Origin of the sequence: Bradyrhizobium sp. (genome assembly GCF_050014615.1) — a bacterium.
Taxonomy (GTDB): Bacteria; Pseudomonadota; Alphaproteobacteria; order Rhizobiales; family Xanthobacteraceae; genus Bradyrhizobium.
Map to the genome: position 1 here is coordinate 1 of NZ_JBEKCZ010000095.1, position 19,127 is coordinate 19,127.

The following is a 19,127-nucleotide window of genomic DNA, read 5'->3' on the forward strand; positions in this document are numbered from 1 at the left end:
TCCCCGCCCCATGCGTGATGTCTTCAAGGCAGACAAATGCATGGAGAACGGCATTGCCCGGCAAACAACCCAAGTTCCAATCTGCTGACGTCATGGCTGGCCTGTATCTCGGCATCGCCGTTACCGGCGTGGAAGCCCTGGTCGCGATGGGGCTGGTTTTGGCGTTTATGTGAGGCCCGCCTTCGTTGGCGGTCTCTCTCAATTCGCTTCAGGTCTTTTGATTTCAGAAAAAAGCCGCCCGGGCGCGACGCCGGACGGCTTTCTCATACGGCTGCCGGCCCGGCACTGCTCCGGTTCCGCCGCATCCATGCCTAATGCTGATGCAGCCTGGTAAATGCGAAGTTAACGCGCGCGGCCGAATAATGTGGCGAATAAATTCCGCTTAAAAATCGTGATCCCGAGCAGGATCAGCCAGGCCACACACGACAGGGTCAAAGGGTGAAACAGCGAGCCCGTCGCCGGCCACAAGGCCCAGATCCAATAGGCCTGGGCAATCCCCGGAAGCAATGCCGAAAGCAGCATCGCCGGGAGGCTGCTGAGAGCCATGACGAGGGTGGCCATGTAGATCAGCACGGACAGTACGCCGAGCAAGGCTCCGCTGCATGACCAGAGCAATTCCACCAGAAGTTTCGCGATGACATAACCACCGGCGAAGGCGATGACCCCGGCGAGCGTGCCTTTCGGCTCGTAATGGAAAACCGCCAAGGTGCCCATCGCCAGAGACAAAGCGTCGATCAGGAACTCGCGCGCCTTGTCGTGACGGCGCTCAATATCCTCAGGAGGCTTCTCTGGACCGCGGTTCCCGGTCATCACAAGTTGGTAACATCAGCCTCCTCCCGGGTTCTCCAAATCCGGAAAATAATCAGCTACTGGCCGGTTTCTCGCCCCAAATGGCCTGTTTGAGCCGCGCGGCCGGTGCTGTGCGCATTTACCGCCCGGGTTCCTTCATTCGCTGGTCAAAAATGTCTTCCATGCTTCCAGGAGCTGCGGCAGACTTGAAATGCCGGATGCTTTTGAGCGAGCCCCGATCGAATGTTCATCTTACTTGTCGTGTTTGGCCTGGTGTTTGGCGCCGGCTTCGCAGGCGGATACCTGCTGAGGGATCAGATGTCGGTCCGACGCCGCCGCAGGGCGAGGGCCTAGTTAAACCCGCCTCGGTTGGCGGCCTGTTTCATCGGTCTCAATCTTCTTTCGCCGATGCTCGTGAAGACGTGCCCGGCTTTCGGGTTTGGCCCCGTTTGAATGAGCCAGAAAACCCCGGGAACAAATTGGCCCCTCGTCCCTTATGGGAAGGGGCACGGCGGCATTGAACGCGCGCACCCCCCGGAGGTCGCTGTGGAGCAATTCATTCATCAGCAGAATCTTGAGCATTATCGCCGGCTGCTGGCCGCGCCGGATCAAACGGATGAGGTCAGGCGGCAGACGATCCTGAAGCTGCTGGCGGAAGAGATGTCAAAGGATTCAATTCCGGGGCCCGCGAATGGGACCTAAGTAAACATCCGGAGTTTTGGTGAGCGCCGGGCATCGGCATATTACCGGCCCATGGAGCGACCTATCCTTTTCAGATGCCCCCAAACCGGGATGAATGTGCAGCATTGGCTGGCTGACGCGCCGGAGAATGCAAAAGACAGCCACGCATCCGTGGTCTGTCCGGCCTGTACCAAGATCCACTTCATTCATAATTCGACAGGCAAGCTGCTGGGCGACAAGTAGCTGCTGGCCTGTCGATCCCCGCCAAGCGCAAACGACCCCGACGCGCGGGCTGGGTCGCGCCGGGGCCATCTGGGGCAAACGACGCAGGATGCCGCCCGCGACGTTCGAATCTCAGCCGATCACATTCCAGTGCCCGGCGATGTTCCATTTTGCACATTGTCCGAATTTTTCAGGACGGGTGCAGCAATGGTCGCTCTTGGTTTTGTGGTTCTTGGTTTTGTGGTTTTGGCGGGACCTTTTGCCGGTGGCCCAGTTCGATGGCCTATCGTTGTAGGCTTCGCGCGCTGAGCACGATCACGACCACCGCCACCACAACCGCGAGCGGCATCCAATACTGGATATGGACGCCAAAGGCGTCGACCCCCTCGACAAGCATCTCCATCGCCGCTTCCCCCGATTTTGGGCGGCAGACTAGGACCCATAAACCGGGAAATAAATCAGACTTTGTGAGGCCGCCCCGGTTGGCGGCCGCCACAACAGGTCGTCGATCCCCTGGGGCAGATAGACCTGGCGGCAGATCGAAAAGCCTGACAACGCGTGGGCTATCTATGAACTTTTATTTAATCGTCCGCGGGCGCAAGAACCGCCATTATTGCACTGCGGTACTGCTGCCATCATCGGTACCCCTAGAGGAACCTCGCCTGACCCCCCGTCGGGCGGGGTTTTTCGTTTGGTGTCCTCACCAGCTATAAAATCTTTATTTGTTTCGAACGCGAGTCAGTGATCAGATGCAACCATGACGCCGCAGGACACGGTGTTATGAGTACCCCCCTAGCCCCGCCAGATGGACCCCGTCTGGCGGGGTTTCGCTGATGGCCCGTTTTTGGCCCGTTTTGAAGCCACGACTGGCCTGTTGGCCGGTACCGCGCAGCCAGATTTGCCGTGAGGCCGCGTCCGACGACACCAGACCCCGCAGCTTGCCGGATATCTGCCGGGATTCCGTGAATCTACGGTATTTCAACCCTTTTTTAACCACGTCGCGCTAGGTTCTGCGGGCGAGTGAAATTTTCAAGCCGTCATCAGCAGAATGCTGATGGCGGCTCTTTTCTTTCCTGTCTCTTGCTTTTCTCTTTCCTGTCTCTTTCCTGGGCCCGCCCGGTTAGCCGGATGTTAACCTTGGAAATGCCGGCCCGATGTGAGCCTCGATACGGATAATTCCCGCAAATCTCCGACCAAATCTCCGACATGGATTCCGATCGCAGCCGTTGTCATGGTGTTGGGCGCGATCGGATTGGCGTTGACGTTGCCGGGCCTGTCTTGAAACGGCGTCGCCGCTGCGGCGGGCTGGAAAAAGCATGTCGTCATAGCCAGATGTGAGGACGTGGCCGGCTTGACTGAAACGAAGTGCAGCGCTGCTCGGTGGTCATACACAGAGCCCTCGCTTCCGGTCAGGAATCGGCCCATAAATTTCGGTGTGGTTTTGCCAATCGGACAATGGCCACGCCCTGATCGTGAGTTCAGCGATGACCGTGCACACGCCAAAGCTTTTGACGCCCGAAGAGTTCGCCTCGCTGATCGAGGTCGCGATCACCTCACCCACCCAGGCAATCCCCGCGCCTCATCTGACCAAGCTGATCACCCTTGGCTATGTCGCCGAAACCGCCAAAGGTCTTGTCGTCACGGGCGATGGCCTGATCCGGATTACCGAGAGCGAGTGAGGGCGAACGCGCCGGCGGCGCCTGAGGCGAGGTGACGCTCCGTAGATTCCCGGATTGATCTGTCCCGGTTTCGGGAATCCACTGGTCTAGGATTTTTTCGGTCTCCCAGGCCTGGAGCGGCCTTCACGCATTGGGTCATGCCATGCCGCTCTATTTTTTTCAGATCCGCAACGGCAGCCTCTCCGGCGCGTGCGATCAAGGCACTGACTTTCCCGATCACAATACCGCCTGGAAAGAATTGACCAGCGTTTGCGCCGGTATCGTCGGCGGCATTTCCCGAAAACTCCAGCAAAATTCCGAATGGCATATGGAGCTTCTGGATGAGGCCAAGCGACCGGTTTTCCGAATCCGCCTGGTGGCGGAGACGCCGGATTGCAGCGTGCTCAATCGACCGGGCCCTGGTCCGGCGCAAAACCCTGGCGCAGTTCCCGAGCGGTGACGAAGCGGGCGCCGAGCCGTTCGCCCTGGCGCCAGATCAGGTAACACACCCGAAGCACCTCGCCGCCGCCGGTGAATGCGAGGCCGAACACCTTCGGCACCGCCATGGCGCCGACATCCAGGCAGGCGCCTTTCTCGGACACATCGATAATGGTGCATTCGATCCATGGCGCGTCCGGCGCCGGGATCAGGAATCCCGGCTTGTGCAGATCGATCCGGACGTGCTTGCGCTCGCCGAGGTCCTCGCGGTGTCTCGCCATGGTAAGGAAACCCTAGGCGAAAATAGCTGACCAGCCGTTATCGAGAAAAGTTAATAATTATAGACGGTTGTAAGGATAAATCGGGTTCCACGCATGGAACCCTAATCCGCACTGCGCAGCCGCCGCATCGTGAATTCGATGTCGCCGTCGGGCAGTTCACGCCAGCTTTCGACGCCGCTCATATAGGCCGCCTTGGGATAGCGGGTGAGGAAATCGCGTGCCCTGGTCCGGGCCTGGTCGCGCGGCAGGGTGAAAGTTTCGCGCAAATAGCCGTCGTCCGGCGGGCGCCGGCCAGCCATCCGGTCTGCAAGATCGCGCGGGCGAGAGACCATGCCGCAACTCCAACAGCTAACGACCGGCTCAATATAGCGCTCGCGGCGGCCAAACCGAGTCCCGGCGCAGCCGCAGCCCGGCCGGCCAGCGTGCTTCCCCAGAGTGGGCCATGACGGTTCCGTCCGTATTCCAACAAATAAACTTTCGCTCGGCATTACCCCGGGTAAGCCAAGGGTATTGCAGCCCAATCGCCCGCGGGGTCGCGGCTTCTGTGGACCAATCCATCGCTATGACGGCTACCGAACCGACATCCCCCCTTGCATCTTCCTATATTCAGTTATCCCGCGGACCGCCCTCTCGGAGCGTCCTCCCCCACCCCCTGCGGTAAATCGGCCCGACCGACCGGGCGGGATATCGCATTGTCTAATTCAAACACCGGTCTTCCCCTCGACAACAAACTGCTCGCCTCGCTGCCTCGCGAAGATTTCGATCGGTTGCTTCCGCATCTGTCGACGGTCTCCCTGCAGCAGGGAATCGTGCTGTTCGAAGCCGGCGACGAAGTCGATCAGATCTATTTCCCGCATGACGGCATGCTGTCGCTGCTCGCGGTGCTGCGCGACGGCAAGGCGATCGAGACCGCGACCGTCGGCCGCGAAGGCGTGGTCGGAGCGATGGCCGGGCTTGGCCTCTACAAATCACTGGTGCGCGTCGTGGTGCAGATGCAGCTAACCTGCAGCAAGATCGCGGCCACGCATTTTCGAACGGTCGCCGCCGCCAGCGATCCGATCCGCAATCTCTGCATCCGCTACAATGAGGTGCTGCTGTCGCAGGCCCGGGTGACGGCGGCGTGCAACGCGCTGCACCCGATCGAGGCGCGATTTTGCCGCTGGCTGCTGCAAAGCGCGGATCGGTCAGCCAGCGACACCGTGGCGCTGACGCAGGAATTTCTCGCCGAGATGCTGGGGGTAAGGCGCACGTCGGTGACGGAAGTCGCCAGCAAGGTGCAAAACGCCGGAGTGATCACCTATTCGCGCGGCGTGATCCGGATCCTGGATCGGCCGGCGCTGATGCGGATGTCCTGCGAGTGCTACCAGACCTTGCTGGACCAGTCGGCCGTGCTGGCGTGACTCATCCGCCGATTGCAGCGATCCTGGAACTCTCTCTTCCGTAGCACGTTGATTCCAGAGAGGAACCCAGCATGACGCACCCAGACCAACGCCGACGTCAGATTCTGGACGACGAGACCGGCGAAGCGCAGCGCTTCGATGCCAGCCGGTCCGGAGCTACATCGCCTCGAAACCAACGGGTGCGGGATGATACGCGTTTACAGGAAGATAAGTGGGTGACCAGCTTGGCGGGCCGCCTTGAGGCCCTCATTCGCAATATCCGCGGCAGCCGGAAAAAATAGCGCTCGCCTGTTTCTGCCCTCAAGTCCGAAGTGCCCGGCGGCGCGGCGTTGACGTCTCGCGCTTCAATTCGCGGTGCTGCCGGTTTTGGTCTTCGGCTTGGCGGAAGCCTTGTCCGCGGTCTTCTCGGTCTTCTTGGGCGTATCCGTGCTGCGCACATTGCCCCAGGGATCGGTGGGCGCCTTGGCGTCCGGTATCTTCTTCAACGTATCCTGGTAAGCCTTGTCGCGCGCCGCCTCGGCGTCCTTTTCATCCTGGGTCTTGCCGGGCTTCTCCTGCAGCAGATTCATGGCGGGCATCTGGGCGTAGGCAGGCGAGGTCAGCAACGCGATAACCACCGCCAAGCGGACAACTTTCATGGGATGCTCCCTGTATTTCCCCGACAATAATATATCACCGTGATGACGGCGGCGCCAAGCGCACCGGCGACGTGAACGCGCCGGGCGACGTGAACGCGCCGGCGACGTGTGACGCGCCGGCGACGTGTGACGCGCCGGGCATGCGCGCTAAAAATGATCCGATTTGCAGGATTTTTGCATCCAATCGTCCCAGATCGGACCGCATTTGGTGCAGCCGCTGAGGGCGAGGCCCATGGCAATCACGCTGAAAATCAATGCCAATCGCCGAAACGCCATCGAACTACTCCCCACAGACCCTATCATACGGCCCCAACTCGGGCATTTTCAAGCCGCGCCAGGGGAGTCCCTTTGCACCGGATGAGCTCTGGAATAAGCATCATCCGCCGTCCCCGGCAAGGAACCAGCGTTCATGTCATCCGAACCCCAAACATACGAGCAAAAGGCTGAATTCGACATCGAGGAGGCCCGGCGCGTCCTTGGCGACGTATTCGCGCCCTGGGTGCAGGACCTCGGTCTGTCGATCGGCAGCGTCGAATGCGCCCCGCCGCCGGGCGCCGCCGCCGACTGGCAGCCGGGCGCGGTGCTGCGGATGGCCTTCTCGGAACGGCTGTGCCGCCATGGCGGCATCGTCTGCGGACAGGCGCTGATGGCGCTGGCCGACACCTCGATGGTGATCGCGATCCTGGCCGCGAACCGCGGATACCGGCCGATGACGACCGTCGATCAGACCACCCACTTCATGCGCGCCGTCACGTCGTCGGACGTGCTCGCCGATGCGCGCGTGGTGCGGCTCGGGCGCACCATGAGCTTCGGCCGCGTCACGCTGTCCAGCGCCACCGACAACAAGCCGGTAGCGATGGTATCAAGCGCCTTCGCGATGCTGTGATACCCACGTCCGGTTCGGCTGTGTTCTTTTCATTAATTATTGATGGATCGAGCCCGCGAATTGACCCGCGCCCCCGCGCAATCTTAACCGGGCCGGGATAAAATCAGGGGATGCGGCGGGTCACAATCCATACGGCGTTGATTGCAGGGGGAGCGCTGATGCTGGCGGGCTGCGGCTTCGCCGACAGCCGTTCGCCGGTACCTGAATTCATGCGCGCCAAAGCCAGTGAACCGCCGCCGCTCGAAGCGCCGCCCGATGTCAAACAACTGGTCCGCGAGAAACTGGACTCGGTGTTCACCGCCGCGTCCAACCCGCAGCAGGTGCGGGTTTCGCCGCCGCGCCACAATCTGCGTGGCCTCGGCTGGACCGCCTGCGTCAAGGCCGAGCTGACCAACGCCGTGGGCAAACCGCTGGGTGGCGAAACCTATCGCATCACGATCAGCAGCGGCGTCATCATCGATCGCCAGCGCGCCGAGGCCGAGGACACCTGCGCCGTCGAGACCTACCAGCCGATCTGAGCGCGTTTTCGCGCGAAGCGGTGTTGATAAACGACGCGTTAACAATACCGCTCGAATTGAATCCCTGCGCTAGGGTATTTTCCAATCTTTCCGCTAGCCTTTCCCCGACGACGCGGTGGAGAGCGCATTATGGTTGCGCCATCCTGCGAACGGGGAAACCGGGACGTGATCGACGTTGCTGACAGAGCGGTAATCCATCGCGCATCCCTCGACGATGCCGCTGGCACGCGCCTGCCGACGGGCGCCGCTTTGCCGGATGGCATCGCACCACTCACGGACATCCCCGTGGCGCCATGGCGCGCGCTGGCCGAACGCGCGATTGAGCCGAACGGCTATTATTTGCCCGATTGGGAATTGGCAGTGAATGCCTATGCCAGCGGCCGCACCGGCGCATCCGCGCTCTGCGCCTGGAACGAGACTCCCCTGGTGCCGGACGGCGTGGCGCGGCTGATCGGCCTGTTGCCGGTGATCTCGATGTGGCGCGCCTACAGGATCCCGCTGCCCGCTCTGGCCAGCGCCAGTCCCTACGGCACGCTATGCACGCCGCTGCTCGATCGCGACGTAGCCTGCGACGCGGTGATCCGCATGCTGGCGCAGGCGCGCAATGCCGGCGCCCATGCGCTGATCCTGCGCGACGTATCGCTGAACGGCGCGGCGATGAAGGCCATCACGGAAGTGTTGCGACAGGGCGGCCTGCGTCCGCGTGTACTCCAGTCCCATGCGCGCGCCTGCCTTGACGCCAGGCGCGATGCCGATGAATTGCTGCGTAACGCACTCGGCGGAAAAAAGCTGAAGGAGTTGCGCCGCCAGCGCAATCGCCTCGCCGAGCACGGCGCCGTCCGTTTCGACGTCGCGCGCACCCCCGACGCGGTGGCGGCCGCCATCGAGACCTTCCTGGCGCTGGAAGCCAGCGGCTGGAAGGCCAGACGCGGCACCGCGCTGAAGCAGGATGACGGCGATGCCGGCTTTGTCCGGCGCGCCACCACGGGGCTCGCGGCGTCAGGCCAATGTGAAATCGTGACCCTGCACGCCGGCGCAACACCGGTCGCGGCAGCGATCGTGCTGCGGCATCAGGACCGCGCCTTCTACTTCAAGCTCGGCGTCGACGAGCGCTTTGCGAAATTTTCCCCCGGCGTGCAACTGACCCTCGAGCTGACACGGCATCTGTGCGCCAGCGCCGTCATCGCAACGGCCGACTCGACCGCCAGCGCGGACCATCCGATGATCAATCCGATCTGGCGGGGACGTCTCAAGATCGGCGATGTGCTGATTCCGCTGCGTCCCCGCGATCCCCTGGTGTCGCTGATCCATGCGGCGCTGGCGACGCGCCGGCTGGTGCGCGAATTCGCGCGCCACATGGTTCATTTGATCCGAGAGATCAAATCATCGCGGACGCGGTCAGCGACATTCTGACCGGCGCCGCGCCCTACTCCGCGGCTTGCGCGTTCACTTCCGCCGACACCTGGCGGATGGCGCGGGCGAGCTGCTCGGCCGGCTGCGCGCCGGACACCGCGTATTTCCCGGCAAACACATAAGTCGGCACGCCGGAGATTCCCTTGTCAGCGGCCTCCTGCGCCTGCGCCGAGATCAGCGCCACGTCTTCGTCGGTGGCCAGACGCCGGCGCACATCGTCGGCGTCGAGCCCGCAATCGGCCGCTGCCTGCACCAGCACGTCGATGTCGGTGAGATCGCCGCCATCCCGGAAATACAATTCCATCAGCCGCTGTTTCATCTCGGCCGATTTGCCTTTGGCTTCGGCCCAGTGAATCAGCCGATGGCAGTCGATGGTGTTCGGTTGCCGCTTGACCTGGTCGGGCCGGTACACCAGCCCTTCTTCGCCCGCCGCCGTGACGACGCGGCCGGCGATGCCCTTGTAAGCCTCGACCGAGCCGAATTTGGCGGTGAGATATTCATCGCGGCCGATGCCTTCGCGCGGGACCCAGGAATTGAGAAAGAACGGCCGCCAGTGAATTTCAACCGGAACCTCCGCCGCCAGCGCCAGCGCATCCTCGATCCGGCGTTTGCCGATGTAACACCACGGGCACACGACGTCGGAAACGATATCGATCTGAAGCGGTTTTAGGGGGCTCATCGGGGCGTCCTCGCTGAAACGGTGCCCCCGAAAATAAGCCGTAGCGGCCGCGAAACAAGGCCGCAGGCCGCATGTCACCCCCGACATAACCTCGGCGGTTATTGTGGGGTGCCCATCCTCCTTCGTAGAAGGCAAGTACCAGAGGGTATGCGAAGGGACCCGCCATGACCGCCATCTTCCTGCCGGAAGGCCATCAGTTTCGCGCCACCGAGCACGCCGGTGGGCCGTGGTCGCCGGACATGCTGCAGGGCAGCGCCACCACCGCGCTGATGGTCCGCGAGGTGGAGCGGCTGGCGGTCACGTCCGGGTTCGCGGTGCGTCGCCTCACCTTCGATCTGTGGCGGCCCGCCGGATTGCGCGTCTTCAGCCTTCTGACCGATATGTTGCGCGACGGCCGCAAGGCGAAGACGATTCAGGTTCGGCTGATGGATGGCGAGATCGAGATCGGCCGCTGCACGGCATTGCTGACCGCACAGGGCGGCGCCTCCCCCGCCGATCCCTTCTCGAAGATAGCCGCCGGCGATGCCGCACCGGAAACCGGGACCCCGCCGCCGGCCTTCGCGCAAAAATGGAGCCGCTATTTCCAGAACGTATCGGTGCGGCTGATCGAGGGCGCGCTGGAGAAACCGGGACCGGCCGCGGCCTGGATGCGCCTCGACGTGCCCATGGTGGAAGGCGAAGCCAACACGCCGTTGTTACAGGCGGTGCAGGCGGCGGACTTCTCCAGCGGCGTCGCACAGATCGTCGACATGCGCGAATGGACCTTTATCAACCCGGAGATCAGCCTGTATTTGTTTCGCGCGCCCGAGGACGAATGGATCCTGATCCGCTCGCACACCCGCGTCGGCGCCCATGGCGCGGGGCTGACAACGGCAACGCTCAGCGATCGGCAAGGCCCGTTCGCGCAAGTGATGCAGGCGATGACGTTCGAGAAACGGGAGGCCGCCTAAGCCTCTGTTCCATCCTGCTTCGCGAACGCAACCAGCGCAGCCTCCGACGCTGCATCCGCCGGCATGAACAGCTCGACCCGCAATTCCTGCAGCGTGACATCCTGCGGCGTGCCGAGCGTGAGCACGGCGCCGATCAGGCCGATACTCAGATTGCCCTTTCGCAAGCGCACCTCACACAGCGGACCCGGCGTTTCGCTCTCGTCGAGCTGCGGAGCCGAGACATCAGGCAGTTTTGTCAGTTCGCGCCAGGTCGACTGCAGCGCGAGATCAAGCGGCGCGGCCATCGCTTCATGGCGCGCGCGAACCATCAGCGCCGCGGCGAGGCTGTTCCAGTTCGCGACGAACGGGCGCAATTCATCCGGCGCCAGGAACATCTTCATGTGATTGAGCGGACGCGTCATGCGCTCGGCGCCGAGCAGCAGGGTCAGCAGTCGCGTGGCCGCGCCATTGGCGTGCATCACGTTCCATTGCCGGTCGGTGACAACAGCGGGAAACGGCTCGTGACGCCGCAGCAGCAGATCGATCGCGCGCCTGGCCTCCGCCAGCTCCGGCGCGGACAAATCGCGCTCGCCATATTGCCGCGCGAAGCCGCCGGCTTCCAAGAGCGCATTGCGATCACGCAGCGACAGGCCGAGCGCCGCGGCCAGCTGAAGCAGAATGTCGCGGCCGGCGGCCGCCTTGCCGGTCTCGACATAGCTCAGATGCTTGATCGAGATGCCGGCCTCAAAGGCGAGATCGGCCTGGCTCATGGCGCGGCGATTGCGCCAGCCGCGCAGGAGATCGCCGACCGGATGGGGACGTAAATTGGCCACTTGCGCGGAACGTGAATCCATCCCGGTGATTATGCGAACTGCGTATCCGGCTGTAAACCACGGTGTCAGCGCGGCGCCATCGCCCGCATCCGCTCGGCGGTCAAATCGTCCGCCGGAAAGAACGTCTCCAGCGCCAGTTCCGACAGCGTGATATCGACCGGCGTGCCGAAAATCATCGTGGTCGACATGAAGCTCAGGACGTCGCCGCCAAGCCGCAGCTTGAAGGGGATCGCGACATTATTGTCGGCCGGCAGCGGCCCCGACCGCGCCGGAATCGGATAGGCCTTCAGCTCGTGATAAAGCCTGATCAGTTCCGGATCAGCGGTCACCTCGCACTGGCGGTGCAGGCGCTCCAGGAGATGCCCGGCCCATTCAGCGAGGTTGACGATGCGTCCCGCCAGCGCCTCGGGGTGAAACGCGAGCCGCAGGATGTTGAAGGGCTGGCCGAGCAGGCGCGTCGGGATACCCTCCAGCAGCGGCATCACCATGCGGTTGGCCGAGACCAGATTCCAGTGCCGGTCATAGGCCAGCGCCGGATTGGGTTCATGCGCCTTCAACACCAGATCGATCGCCTGCCGCGCGGATTTCAGCGCGGGATCGTCGAGCGAGCGCTGCGGAAACGCCGGCGCAAATCCCGCCGCCACCAAGAGCACGTTGCGCTCGCGCAGCGGCACGTTGAGCCGCTCGGCGAGTTTCAGCACCATGTCGCGCGACGGCGCGGCACGGCCGGTTTCGACAAAGCTCAAATGGCGCGCGGAAATCTCGGCATCACCGGCCAGATCGAGCTGGCTGAGATGACGGCGCTGGCGCCACTCGCGCAGGTGATCGCCGACATGGGCGGGCTGGGGACGGTCGGCTCGCGCCGTGGCGGACTGTGCGTTCATGGTGGCAAACCTACCATGCGAATTTCATGCATTCCATTACGTCGGAGGTAATCGAACTGGCTATCGGGCCGGGCCATCTTCGCCAGCACAGGAGATGACCATGAACACGCTGTCCCGATCCAGAACCTTGTCACCCGCCGGCATCGTCCCGTGGCTGCTCAATCTGGCCACCCGGATGCTGGCGCGTTCGCTCAACATGCCCGAGCCGCTGGTGCACCACACCGGCGTCTTCGTGTTCGCGCATGTGCAGGCCGTCGAGAACCGTGTCGGCCAGACGCTCAGCCCGAGCCGCTTGCGGCGTCAGCTCCGAAACTGGCGCCGGCGATCGGCGCGCTAAGCCCCTCCAGCATCGACATCAAACCCAAAGGAGACCTGCCATGATCCAAGCTTCCTTGTTTCTTCGCCGTGCCTTCCTGCTCGACACCATCGCCAGCGGCATGATGGCGGTGCTGCTGACCTTCGGCGCCGGCGAGCTGGCACCGCTGCTGGATCTTCCGGAACAATTGCTGCGCGAGACCGGCCTGTTCCTGATCGCCTATACCGCGCTGGTCGGCTGGCTCGCGACGCGGCCATCGATGCCGAAGCTGTTGGTGATCTCGGTGATCGCCGGGAATACCGCGTGGACCATCGCCAGCATCGCGCTGTTGTTCTCGAGCGCAGTGACGCCGAACCTGCTGGGCCAGATCTTTATCGCCGGCCAGGCGATCGTCCCGGGCGCCCTCGCCGAACTGCAATATATCGGATTGCGCAGGAGCAGCGACGCGCTGGCGGCCTAAGCGGCGGCCTGCTGATCCGAACCAACGGCCGGCGCGGAAATCACAGCGTTCATGGAAGGATTCATGAAAGCTTTGGGCTTTGCGGCGGCCGATCTTTTGCCGGCCGCTTTGGGCCTGCCAAGGCCGCTCAGGTGTTTTCCGTTCAGGGCCTTGCCGTTCAAGACCTTGCCATTCAGAAGCTTGCCGTTGGCTTTCGCAGCTTTTTTCTTGGCAGCCAGCTTCTTGTTCTTGGCGGCCAGCTTCCTGGCCGCCAGCTTCTCGGCCTTTTTCAGTGCCTTCTTCTCTTCTTTGGCTTTCAGGCGCAGTCGCTCGGCCTTCGCCTCGGCACGCTTCTTCTTGCGCTTCTTTTCACACGCCGCGCATTTGCAGCCGATCGGCTTCAGGTACGCCTTGAAATAATCGGTGCCGTAATCGTAGTTGATTTCTTCGCCCGGCTCGATCTTCTTGATCGCGCGGATCACGACCTTGCGCTTGCGCGGGCTGACGTCGGATTCCGCGTTCGGCTTGCAGGCGTGATTGATGTAGCGCGCGACGTTCTTGCGCACCGAACCGTCAATGGTCCAGCGGCCATTGAGCTCGAACAGATATTTGTTCTCGATCGCGTCGTCTTTCTTCTTCTTCGAATCCAGCAGCGGGCCAAAATAGCGAATGATTTTGGCGCCCTTCTTGATCGGTTTGGTGGCGAAGAGGCCAAGTCCGGTGCGGGAACGGCCGACGCGATAGGGTTTGTTCGATGGAATAGCAGGCATGGATCAGGAACTGACACGCTGGTGAAGAGGGGATAGCGAAGCAAATGTTCTAGAGCGATTCCGCGAAAATGTCAGGTGTTTCGCGCGTCTCGCCCAAACCTTCCCCAGATTACGCGTCAACACCCCGGCCGGCCGATCGGTGATCTCAGCATCGCGTCCAGCAGGGTCTCGACGCCGGTCCCCTCGGGCAGTCGCCGAAGAATGTCGGAAAGCCGGCCATCGAGCAGCAGCATGGTGAAGCCGTGAACCAGGCACCAGGCGCGCGCGATCGCGGCGGCCTGATCGAGCGACAGCGCCTGATCGAAAATCTGTTCGTGGCGGCTGGCACCAACAGCGCCGGCCAGCCCGGCGAACGAGGCACCGGCGGCCTGCTTCAGCGACGGCCGCGACATATCCAGACGCTCGGTGCGAAACATCAGCCCGTACATCCCGGGATGGGCCCGCGCATAGGCGACATAGGCCTTGGCCCGCGCCATCGCCTTCTCCATCGCAGGGCCATCGGCCGCACCGGCCGCCGCCATCGCGGCGTTGAACTGCTGGAAACCGATCGCGGCAAGCTCGCTGACCAGACCCGCGAGGTCTCCGAAATGATGGGTCGGCGCGGCATGCGACACGCCGGCCTCGCGCGCCACCGCGCGCAACGTCAGTCCCGGCAGCCCCTCGCGCTCAAGCACCCTTTCGGCGGCCTCGAGCAAGGCGTCGCGCAGCGCGCCGTGATGATACGGCGCGTCCCGGCCGCCCGCGGGCCGGGGCGCGGCTGGTTTTCGCGCCGTCCGCACCGACGCCGGCATGGTCGCAGCGCGCCGGATGCGGGCCGGGGCCGGGTTGGCTTTTTTCACCATGGCGGCCTTATAGGTCGTCATTTTGACACTGTAAAGATTTAGCTTGACGGTCAAAGGCAGCCGCGATATCCAATCTTTACGATGTAAAGATAAACCTAAGGGAGCCCCCGATGCAGCAGCAAGCCGCCCCCCGCGCCGCCAGCCCCAATCAGGCACCGATTCCGATGGAATGCGACGCGCCGTTTCTGAAGATCGTCGGCGAATTGCCGCGCGAACTCAACGGCACGCTCTACCGCAACGGCCCCAACCCGCAATTCGATGCGCCCGGCGCGCACTGGTTCGTCGGCGACGGCATGCTGCACGCCTTTCATCTCGAAAATGGCCGCGCCAGCTACCGCAACCGCTGGGTCCGCACCCCGAAATGGCAGGCCGAGCATGACGCCGGCCGCGCACTGTTCGGCGGCTTCGGCCGGAAACTGCCTGACGCGCCGGCCTCCACCATCCAGGACGGCGGCGTCGCCAACACCAACATCATCTTCCATGGCGGCCGCCTGCTGGCGCTGGAAGAAGGCCATCCGCCGACCGAGATCGAGCCCGGCACGCTGGCGACGCGCGGCTATTGCAATTATGGCGGCAGCATCGCCGGTCCGTTCACCGCGCATCCCAAGATCGATCCGGTCAGCGGCGAGATGATGTTCTTCGGCTATAATGCCACTGGGCCGTTTAGCCCGGCGCTGTCGTTCGGGTCCGTCAATGCGGCCGGCGCGGTGACGCGGTTCGATCGCTTCGAGGCGCCCTATGCCAGCATGGTGCACGACTTCGTCGTCACCGAAAATCATCTGCTGTTTCCGGTGCTGCCGATCACCGGCAGCATGGCGCGCGCGATGAGCGGCCGGCCGCCGTACGCCTGGGAGCCGGACAAGGGCGCCTATGTCGGCGTCATGAAGCGCAACGGCGCTGCCAGCGACCTCGTCTGGTTTCGCGCCGAGAGCTGCTACGTGTTCCACATCATGAACGCCTGGGAAGATGGCGAGCGGATCATCGCCGACGTCATGCAGTGCGAGGAAGCGCCGCTGTTTACCCATCCCGACGGTTCGCCAACCGACCCGGTCAAATCCCGCGCCCGGCTGTGCCGCTGGACCTTCGATCTCGCTGGAAATACCGACCGCTTCACGCAAATCTATCTCGACGACGCCATAGGCGAGTTCCCGCGCATCGACGATCGCCGCGCCGGATTTGCCAGCAGCCATGGCTGGTATGCCTGCGCCAATCCAGAAGTGCCGATGTTCAACGGCTTCTCCGGCATCATGCATGTCGACGGCAAAGGCTCGCGGCTCGGGCAATATCAACTGCCCATCGGCGATATCATCTCCGAACCCGTGTTTGTCGCGCGAGGCGACGATGCCGCCGAGGGTGACGGCTGGCTGTTGGCCACGGTCTATCGCGGGCGCGACAATCGCAGCGATCTGGCGGTCTTCAATGCCACCGATGTCGAAGCCGGTCCCACGGCACTGGTGCAATTGGGCCATCGGGTTCCCGACGGCTTCCACGGCAACTGGGTCGGGGCGGCGTAAATTTCCCGTCATTGCGAGCGCAGCGAAGCAATCCAGTTACGTTAGGAAAATGGATTGCTTCGTCGCTCTGCTCCTCGCAATGACGAGAAGCATCAGGAGCGCGACCATGAAAGACGTCTTCGTCAAGCTCGGCACCGATTTCCTGTCCACCATCGTGTTTCTCGCGCTGTACCTCGCCACGGGCAATGTGGTGCTGGCGACCTGCGTGGCGATCGCGGGCGCGGTCATCCAGTTGATCTATGCCCGCTTCAAGGGCCAGCAGCTCGGCTTCATGACCTATGCCAGCCTGGCGCTGGTGATCGTGCTCGGCGGCGCGACGCTGTTGACCGACGACCCGCGCTTCGTGCTGGCCAAACCCTCGATCGCGCATTTTGCGATCGGCGCGATCATGCTCAAGCGCGGCTGGATGCTGCGCTATGTGCCGCCGCTGGTGGCCGAGACCATTCCGGAATACGTGACCCTCGCCGGCTACGCCTGGGCGGTGCTGATGTTGGCGCTCGGCGCCGGCACCATCGCGGTGGCGCTGACCGGCGACATGAGGCTGTGGGCGATCTATGTGTCGGTGGTCGCGATCGGGGCCAAGGTCGCGGCCTTTGCCGTGCAATATGTCGCCTTTCGCCTTCTCGTCACCAGCCGGATTCGCGCCGCGCGCCACGGCGCGGCTATTGGGCTTGGACACTGAGATGCGCTATACCGCCGCCCGGGCCGAGCCCTGATCCCAGAACCATTCCGGTTTTGCGACGATGAATGCGAGGAATGCAGATGGCCGTGGACGGAAACTGGAACATCATCATGAGCACGCCGATGGGCGACCGCGACGCGACGCTGAGCCTGAAGAATGCCGGCGGCACGCTGACGGGCACACAGGCCGCCGAAGGCAATTCGATCGAGATCTTCGACGGCACGGCCAATGGCGACGACGTGGCCTGGAAAGTCTCCATCACCAACCCGATGCCGCTGACGCTCGAATTCACCGGCAAGGTTTCGGGCGACAGCATTTCCGGCGAGATGGGCATCGGCCCGATGGGCAGTTTTCCGTTCAAGGGGACGAGGGCGTAGGCCTCACGTCGTCCCGGCGTTCGCCGGGACGACGCGCCCCTCACCCCAGATTCAATTCCTTGAAGAAGTCGTTGCCCTTGTCGTCGATGATGATGAAGGCCGGGAAATCCACTACCTCGATGCGCCAGATCGCTTCCATGCCGAGTTCGGGATATTCCACCACCTCGACCTTCTTGATGCAGTGTTCGGCGAGATTGGCCGCCGCGCCGCCGATCGAGCCCAGATAGAAACCACCGTGCTTCTTGCAGGCCTCGCGCACCGCGACCGCGCGATTGCCCTTCGCCACCATCACCATCGATCCGCCCGCGGCCTGGAACTGGTCGACGAAGGAATCCATCCGCCCGGCGGTGGTCGGGCCGAACGCGCCGGAGGCGTAGCCATCCGGCGTCTTGGCCGGCCCGGCATAGTAGATCGGATGATTCTTGAAATAATCCGGCAGCGGTTCACCCTTCTCCAGCCGCTCGCGCAATTTGGCGTGCGCGGAATCGCGCGCCACGATCATGGTGCCGGTGAGCGACAACCGCGTCTTGATCGGATTCCTTGCAAGCGTGGCGAGGATGTCCTGCATCGGCTGGTTGAGATCGATCTTGACGACCTCGCCGCCGAGCGCCTGCTCCACCGCGGGCAGATATTGCGCGGGATTGTGCTCGAGCTCCTCGAGATAGACGCCGTCTCTGGTGATCTTGCCCAGCACCTGGCGGTCCGCCGAACAGGACACGCCAAGACCGATCGGCAATGATGCGCCGTGGCGCGGCAGCCGGATCACGCGCACGTCGTGGCAGAAATACTTGCCGCCGAACTGCGCCCCGACGCCGAGCGACTGCGTCATCTTCAGTATTTCCTGCTCCATCTCCTTGTCGCGAAACGCGTGGCCGTCTTCCGAACCGTGTTCGGGCAGCGTGTCGTAATATTTGGTGGAAGCGAGCTTCACCGTCTTCATGGTCAGCTCGGCGGAGGTGCCGCCGATGACGATGGCGAGATGGTAGGGCGGGCAGGCCGCAGTGCCGAGCGTCAGCACCTTCTCTTTCAGGAACGCCAGCATGCGCTCGCGGGTGAGGATCGACGGCGTCGCCTGGAATAGGAACGCCTTGTTGGCCGAGCCACCCCCCTTGGCGATGAACAGGAGCTTGTAGGCTGCCTCCGCGTCGCCCGCACCCTCGGCGTAGAGCTCGATCTGCGCCGGCATGTTGGAGCGCGTGTTCTTCTCCTCGAACATGGAGAGCGGCGCGAGCTGCGAGTAGCGCAGGTTGCGCTTGAGATACGCATCGCGCGCGCCCTCGGCGAGCGCCGCCTCGTCGTCGCCGTCGGTCCAGATCAGCCGGCCCTTCTTGCCCATGATGATGGCGGTGCCGGTGTCCTGGCACATGGGCAGCACGCCACCCGCCGCGATGTTGGCGTTCTTGAGAAAGTCGTAGGCGACGAACTTGTCGTTATCCGAGGCCTCGGGATCCTCGACGATGTGCTTGAGGCTCGCCAGATGCGCGGGGCGCAGCAGATGATTGATGTCGGCGAACGCCGCCTCCGCCAGCGCGCGCAGCGCCTCGCGCGGCACCACCAGCACCTCCTCGCCCATGACCTTCTCAACGCGCACGCCATCCGCGATCTTGCGGTACGGCGTCGTGTCCTTGCCGAGGGGGAACAACGGCGTGTGCTTGTAGGGGGGCGTCGGGTGGGTGCTGAGGGGGGCGTTCATGGGGTTTGAAACTCCAATGCTGCCTCCTTAACTAGCCTAGTTTGCACCTACACATCTAGTTCCGAGTCAGGCTCCAAGATATTCAAAGTCTCCATACCGAGAAAATTTCGAGCCTTAGGCGTCAGGTTGCTTAGGCACTCACGGCCAAATATGTCTTGAAAGATTGTAGTTATTATCGACTGGCCGAAATCCCTGAGTTCTTGTGCGAACTGGGGAAAATTGGACGCATCCCTATATATTCCTAG

Annotated in this window: 23 protein-coding genes and 1 pseudogene; 14 read left to right on the forward strand and 10 right to left on the reverse strand. The window is 63.0% G+C overall.

Annotated features, from left to right (window positions below; translation table 11 throughout):
• Nucleotides 1–342: 342 nt before the first annotated feature.
• On the reverse strand, nucleotides 343–810 hold the full coding sequence (locus ABR948_RS16315; protein WP_428119648.1) for a hypothetical protein: 468 nt from the start codon (nucleotides 808–810) through the stop codon (nucleotides 343–345).
• Between the two features lie 432 nt (nucleotides 811–1,242).
• Between ABR948_RS16315 and ABR948_RS16320 the strand changes: the two genes are divergently transcribed.
• The 3 genes and pseudogenes from ABR948_RS16320 to ABR948_RS16330 form a co-directional block, all read left to right on the forward strand.
• Complete coding sequence (locus ABR948_RS16320) at nucleotides 1,243–1,491, forward strand: hypothetical protein (protein WP_428119650.1); 249 nt, start codon at nucleotides 1,243–1,245, stop codon at nucleotides 1,489–1,491.
• Between the two features lie 1,685 nt (nucleotides 1,492–3,176).
• Complete coding sequence (locus ABR948_RS16325; RefSeq protein ID WP_428119652.1) at nucleotides 3,177–3,371, forward strand: hypothetical protein; 195 nt, start codon at nucleotides 3,177–3,179, stop codon at nucleotides 3,369–3,371.
• Between the two features lie 142 nt (nucleotides 3,372–3,513).
• Nucleotides 3,514–3,744 (forward strand): annotated as a pseudogene (locus ABR948_RS16330) (DUF6894 family protein); the annotation flags it as partial.
• A 10-nt stretch (nucleotides 3,745–3,754) separates the two neighbouring features.
• Here the strand turns inward: ABR948_RS16330 and ABR948_RS16335 are convergent.
• Together ABR948_RS16335 and ABR948_RS16340 are read right to left on the reverse strand one after the other, a co-directional pair.
• Nucleotides 3,755–4,069, reverse strand: a complete 315-nt coding sequence (locus ABR948_RS16335; RefSeq protein ID WP_428119654.1) for a hypothetical protein — start codon at nucleotides 4,067–4,069, stop codon at nucleotides 3,755–3,757.
• Nucleotides 4,070–4,170: 101 nt separating this feature from the next.
• Nucleotides 4,171–4,401: a hypothetical protein gene (locus ABR948_RS16340; protein WP_428119656.1), complete on the reverse strand. Its 231-nt coding sequence runs from the start codon at nucleotides 4,399–4,401 to the stop codon at nucleotides 4,171–4,173.
• 360 nt (nucleotides 4,402–4,761) lie between these two features.
• Here ABR948_RS16340 and ABR948_RS16345 point away from each other — a divergent pair, with 360 nt between their 5' ends.
• Together ABR948_RS16345 and ABR948_RS16350 are read left to right on the forward strand one after the other, a co-directional pair.
• On the forward strand, nucleotides 4,762–5,469 hold the full coding sequence (locus tag ABR948_RS16345) for a Crp/Fnr family transcriptional regulator (RefSeq protein WP_428119658.1): 708 nt from the start codon (nucleotides 4,762–4,764) through the stop codon (nucleotides 5,467–5,469).
• A gap of 71 nt (nucleotides 5,470–5,540) precedes the next feature.
• Entirely contained in the window at nucleotides 5,541–5,750 is a 210-nt protein-coding gene (locus tag ABR948_RS16350; RefSeq protein ID WP_428119660.1) for a hypothetical protein, read from the forward strand.
• 63 nt (nucleotides 5,751–5,813) lie between these two features.
• Here the strand turns inward: ABR948_RS16350 and ABR948_RS16355 are convergent, their stop codons facing one another.
• Nucleotides 5,814–6,107 (reverse strand): hypothetical protein, encoded by a 294-nt coding sequence (locus tag ABR948_RS16355; protein ID WP_428119662.1) that lies wholly within the window; start codon nucleotides 6,105–6,107, stop codon nucleotides 5,814–5,816.
• Nucleotides 6,108–6,516: 409 nt separating this feature from the next.
• Here ABR948_RS16355 and ABR948_RS16360 point away from each other — a divergent pair, with 409 nt between their 5' ends.
• The 3 genes from ABR948_RS16360 to ABR948_RS16370 all read left to right on the forward strand — a co-directional run bounded on the left by ABR948_RS16360 (nucleotide 6,517) and on the right by ABR948_RS16370 (nucleotide 8,924).
• Nucleotides 6,517–6,993 (forward strand): PaaI family thioesterase, encoded by a 477-nt coding sequence (locus tag ABR948_RS16360; protein ID WP_428119664.1) that lies wholly within the window; start codon nucleotides 6,517–6,519, stop codon nucleotides 6,991–6,993.
• Nucleotides 6,994–7,103: 110 nt separating this feature from the next.
• Nucleotides 7,104–7,511 carry a hypothetical protein gene (locus ABR948_RS16365; RefSeq protein ID WP_428119666.1) on the forward strand — a complete coding sequence of 136 codons (408 nt, stop codon included), beginning with the start codon at nucleotides 7,104–7,106 and terminating at the stop codon, nucleotides 7,509–7,511.
• Between the two features lie 165 nt (nucleotides 7,512–7,676).
• The gene (locus tag ABR948_RS16370) at nucleotides 7,677–8,924 is read left to right on the forward strand and encodes a GNAT family N-acetyltransferase (RefSeq protein ID WP_428119668.1); all 1,248 of its coding nucleotides are present in this window, start codon (nucleotides 7,677–7,679) and stop codon (nucleotides 8,922–8,924) included.
• Between the two features lie 13 nt (nucleotides 8,925–8,937).
• Here the strand turns inward: ABR948_RS16370 and ABR948_RS16375 are convergent, their stop codons facing one another.
• The gene (locus ABR948_RS16375; protein WP_428119670.1) at nucleotides 8,938–9,603 is read right to left on the reverse strand and encodes a DsbA family oxidoreductase; all 666 of its coding nucleotides are present in this window, start codon (nucleotides 9,601–9,603) and stop codon (nucleotides 8,938–8,940) included.
• Nucleotides 9,604–9,767: 164 nt separating this feature from the next.
• Here ABR948_RS16375 and ABR948_RS16380 point away from each other — a divergent pair, with 164 nt between their 5' ends.
• Complete coding sequence (locus tag ABR948_RS16380) at nucleotides 9,768–10,553, forward strand: thioesterase family protein (RefSeq protein WP_428119672.1); 786 nt, start codon at nucleotides 9,768–9,770, stop codon at nucleotides 10,551–10,553.
• Here ABR948_RS16380 and ABR948_RS16385 read toward each other — a convergent pair.
• Nucleotides 10,550–11,386: a helix-turn-helix domain-containing protein gene (locus tag ABR948_RS16385; RefSeq protein WP_428119674.1), complete on the reverse strand. Its 837-nt coding sequence runs from the start codon at nucleotides 11,384–11,386 to the stop codon at nucleotides 10,550–10,552. The two genes, ABR948_RS16380 and ABR948_RS16385, sit on opposite strands and share 4 nt — an antisense overlap.
• A 44-nt stretch (nucleotides 11,387–11,430) precedes the next feature.
• The gene (locus tag ABR948_RS16390; RefSeq protein ID WP_428119676.1) at nucleotides 11,431–12,249 is read right to left on the reverse strand and encodes a helix-turn-helix domain-containing protein; all 819 of its coding nucleotides are present in this window, start codon (nucleotides 12,247–12,249) and stop codon (nucleotides 11,431–11,433) included.
• Between the two features lie 94 nt (nucleotides 12,250–12,343).
• On the opposite strand from ABR948_RS16390, the gene ABR948_RS16395 reads away from it, so the two are divergent.
• Entirely contained in the window at nucleotides 12,344–12,586 is a 243-nt protein-coding gene (locus ABR948_RS16395; RefSeq protein ID WP_428119678.1) for a hypothetical protein, read from the forward strand.
• A 40-nt stretch (nucleotides 12,587–12,626) separates the two neighbouring features.
• Nucleotides 12,627–13,025, forward strand: a complete 399-nt coding sequence (locus tag ABR948_RS16400; RefSeq protein WP_428119680.1) for a hypothetical protein — start codon at nucleotides 12,627–12,629, stop codon at nucleotides 13,023–13,025.
• Here the strand turns inward: ABR948_RS16400 and ABR948_RS16405 are convergent.
• Nucleotides 13,022–13,774: an SET domain-containing protein gene (locus tag ABR948_RS16405; protein WP_428119682.1), complete on the reverse strand. Its 753-nt coding sequence runs from the start codon at nucleotides 13,772–13,774 to the stop codon at nucleotides 13,022–13,024. The two genes, ABR948_RS16400 and ABR948_RS16405, sit on opposite strands and share 4 nt — an antisense overlap.
• A 116-nt stretch (nucleotides 13,775–13,890) precedes the next feature.
• Nucleotides 13,891–14,616 (reverse strand): TetR/AcrR family transcriptional regulator, encoded by a 726-nt coding sequence (locus ABR948_RS16410; RefSeq protein WP_428119692.1) that lies wholly within the window; start codon nucleotides 14,614–14,616, stop codon nucleotides 13,891–13,893.
• Nucleotides 14,617–14,726: 110 nt separating this feature from the next.
• Here ABR948_RS16410 and ABR948_RS16415 point away from each other — a divergent pair, with 110 nt between their 5' ends.
• The 3 genes from ABR948_RS16415 (at nucleotide 14,727) to ABR948_RS16425 (ending at nucleotide 17,189) form a co-directional block, all read left to right on the forward strand.
• Nucleotides 14,727–16,130 carry a carotenoid oxygenase family protein gene (locus ABR948_RS16415; protein ID WP_428119684.1) on the forward strand — a complete coding sequence of 468 codons (1,404 nt, stop codon included), beginning with the start codon at nucleotides 14,727–14,729 and terminating at the stop codon, nucleotides 16,128–16,130.
• Nucleotides 16,131–16,236: 106 nt separating this feature from the next.
• Entirely contained in the window at nucleotides 16,237–16,812 is a 576-nt protein-coding gene (locus ABR948_RS16420; RefSeq protein ID WP_428119686.1) for an inner membrane-spanning protein YciB, read from the forward strand.
• Nucleotides 16,813–16,892: 80 nt separating this feature from the next.
• Nucleotides 16,893–17,189, forward strand: a complete 297-nt coding sequence (locus ABR948_RS16425; RefSeq protein WP_428119688.1) for a hypothetical protein — start codon at nucleotides 16,893–16,895, stop codon at nucleotides 17,187–17,189.
• A gap of 40 nt (nucleotides 17,190–17,229) precedes the next feature.
• On the opposite strand, the gene ABR948_RS16430 is transcribed toward ABR948_RS16425, so the two are convergent.
• Nucleotides 17,230–18,882 (reverse strand): fumarate hydratase, encoded by a 1,653-nt coding sequence (locus ABR948_RS16430; protein ID WP_428119690.1) that lies wholly within the window; start codon nucleotides 18,880–18,882, stop codon nucleotides 17,230–17,232.
• Between the last annotated feature and the right edge of the window lie 245 nt (nucleotides 18,883–19,127).

Excerpts from the sequence above, each read along its gene's own strand:
- ABR948_RS16315 (WP_428119648.1), bottom strand. The coding sequence starts at position 810 with ATGACCGGGAACCGCGGTCCAGAGAAGCCTCCTGAGGATATTGAGCGC.
- ABR948_RS16400 (WP_428119680.1), top strand. The coding sequence starts at position 12,627 with ATGATCCAAGCTTCCTTGTTTCTTCGCCGTGCCTTCCTGCTCGACACC.
- ABR948_RS16430 (WP_428119690.1), bottom strand. The coding sequence starts at position 18,882 with ATGAACGCCCCCCTCAGCACCCACCCGACGCCCCCCTACAAGCACACG.
- ABR948_RS16365 (WP_428119666.1), top strand. The coding sequence starts at position 7,104 with ATGCGGCGGGTCACAATCCATACGGCGTTGATTGCAGGGGGAGCGCTG.
- ABR948_RS16375 (WP_428119670.1), bottom strand. The coding sequence starts at position 9,603 with ATGAGCCCCCTAAAACCGCTTCAGATCGATATCGTTTCCGACGTCGTG.
- ABR948_RS16340 (WP_428119656.1), bottom strand. The coding sequence starts at position 4,401 with ATGGTCTCTCGCCCGCGCGATCTTGCAGACCGGATGGCTGGCCGGCGC.
- ABR948_RS16420 (WP_428119686.1), top strand. The coding sequence starts at position 16,237 with ATGAAAGACGTCTTCGTCAAGCTCGGCACCGATTTCCTGTCCACCATC.
- ABR948_RS16380 (WP_428119672.1), top strand. The coding sequence starts at position 9,768 with ATGACCGCCATCTTCCTGCCGGAAGGCCATCAGTTTCGCGCCACCGAG.
- ABR948_RS16395 (WP_428119678.1), top strand. The coding sequence starts at position 12,344 with ATGACCATGAACACGCTGTCCCGATCCAGAACCTTGTCACCCGCCGGC.
- ABR948_RS16405 (WP_428119682.1), bottom strand. The coding sequence starts at position 13,774 with ATGCCTGCTATTCCATCGAACAAACCCTATCGCGTCGGCCGTTCCCGC.
- ABR948_RS16385 (WP_428119674.1), bottom strand. The coding sequence starts at position 11,386 with ATGGATTCACGTTCCGCGCAAGTGGCCAATTTACGTCCCCATCCGGTC.
- ABR948_RS16360 (WP_428119664.1), top strand. The coding sequence starts at position 6,517 with ATGTCATCCGAACCCCAAACATACGAGCAAAAGGCTGAATTCGACATC.
- ABR948_RS16335 (WP_428119654.1), bottom strand. The coding sequence starts at position 4,069 with ATGGCGAGACACCGCGAGGACCTCGGCGAGCGCAAGCACGTCCGGATC.
- ABR948_RS16410 (WP_428119692.1), bottom strand. The coding sequence starts at position 14,616 with ATGGTGAAAAAAGCCAACCCGGCCCCGGCCCGCATCCGGCGCGCTGCG.
- ABR948_RS16355 (WP_428119662.1), bottom strand. The coding sequence starts at position 6,107 with ATGAAAGTTGTCCGCTTGGCGGTGGTTATCGCGTTGCTGACCTCGCCT.
- ABR948_RS16425 (WP_428119688.1), top strand. The coding sequence starts at position 16,893 with ATGGCCGTGGACGGAAACTGGAACATCATCATGAGCACGCCGATGGGC.
- ABR948_RS16390 (WP_428119676.1), bottom strand. The coding sequence starts at position 12,249 with ATGAACGCACAGTCCGCCACGGCGCGAGCCGACCGTCCCCAGCCCGCC.
- ABR948_RS16320 (WP_428119650.1), top strand. The coding sequence starts at position 1,243 with ATGAGCCAGAAAACCCCGGGAACAAATTGGCCCCTCGTCCCTTATGGG.
- ABR948_RS16350 (WP_428119660.1), top strand. The coding sequence starts at position 5,541 with ATGACGCACCCAGACCAACGCCGACGTCAGATTCTGGACGACGAGACC.
- ABR948_RS16415 (WP_428119684.1), top strand. The coding sequence starts at position 14,727 with ATGCAGCAGCAAGCCGCCCCCCGCGCCGCCAGCCCCAATCAGGCACCG.
- ABR948_RS16325 (WP_428119652.1), top strand. The coding sequence starts at position 3,177 with ATGACCGTGCACACGCCAAAGCTTTTGACGCCCGAAGAGTTCGCCTCG.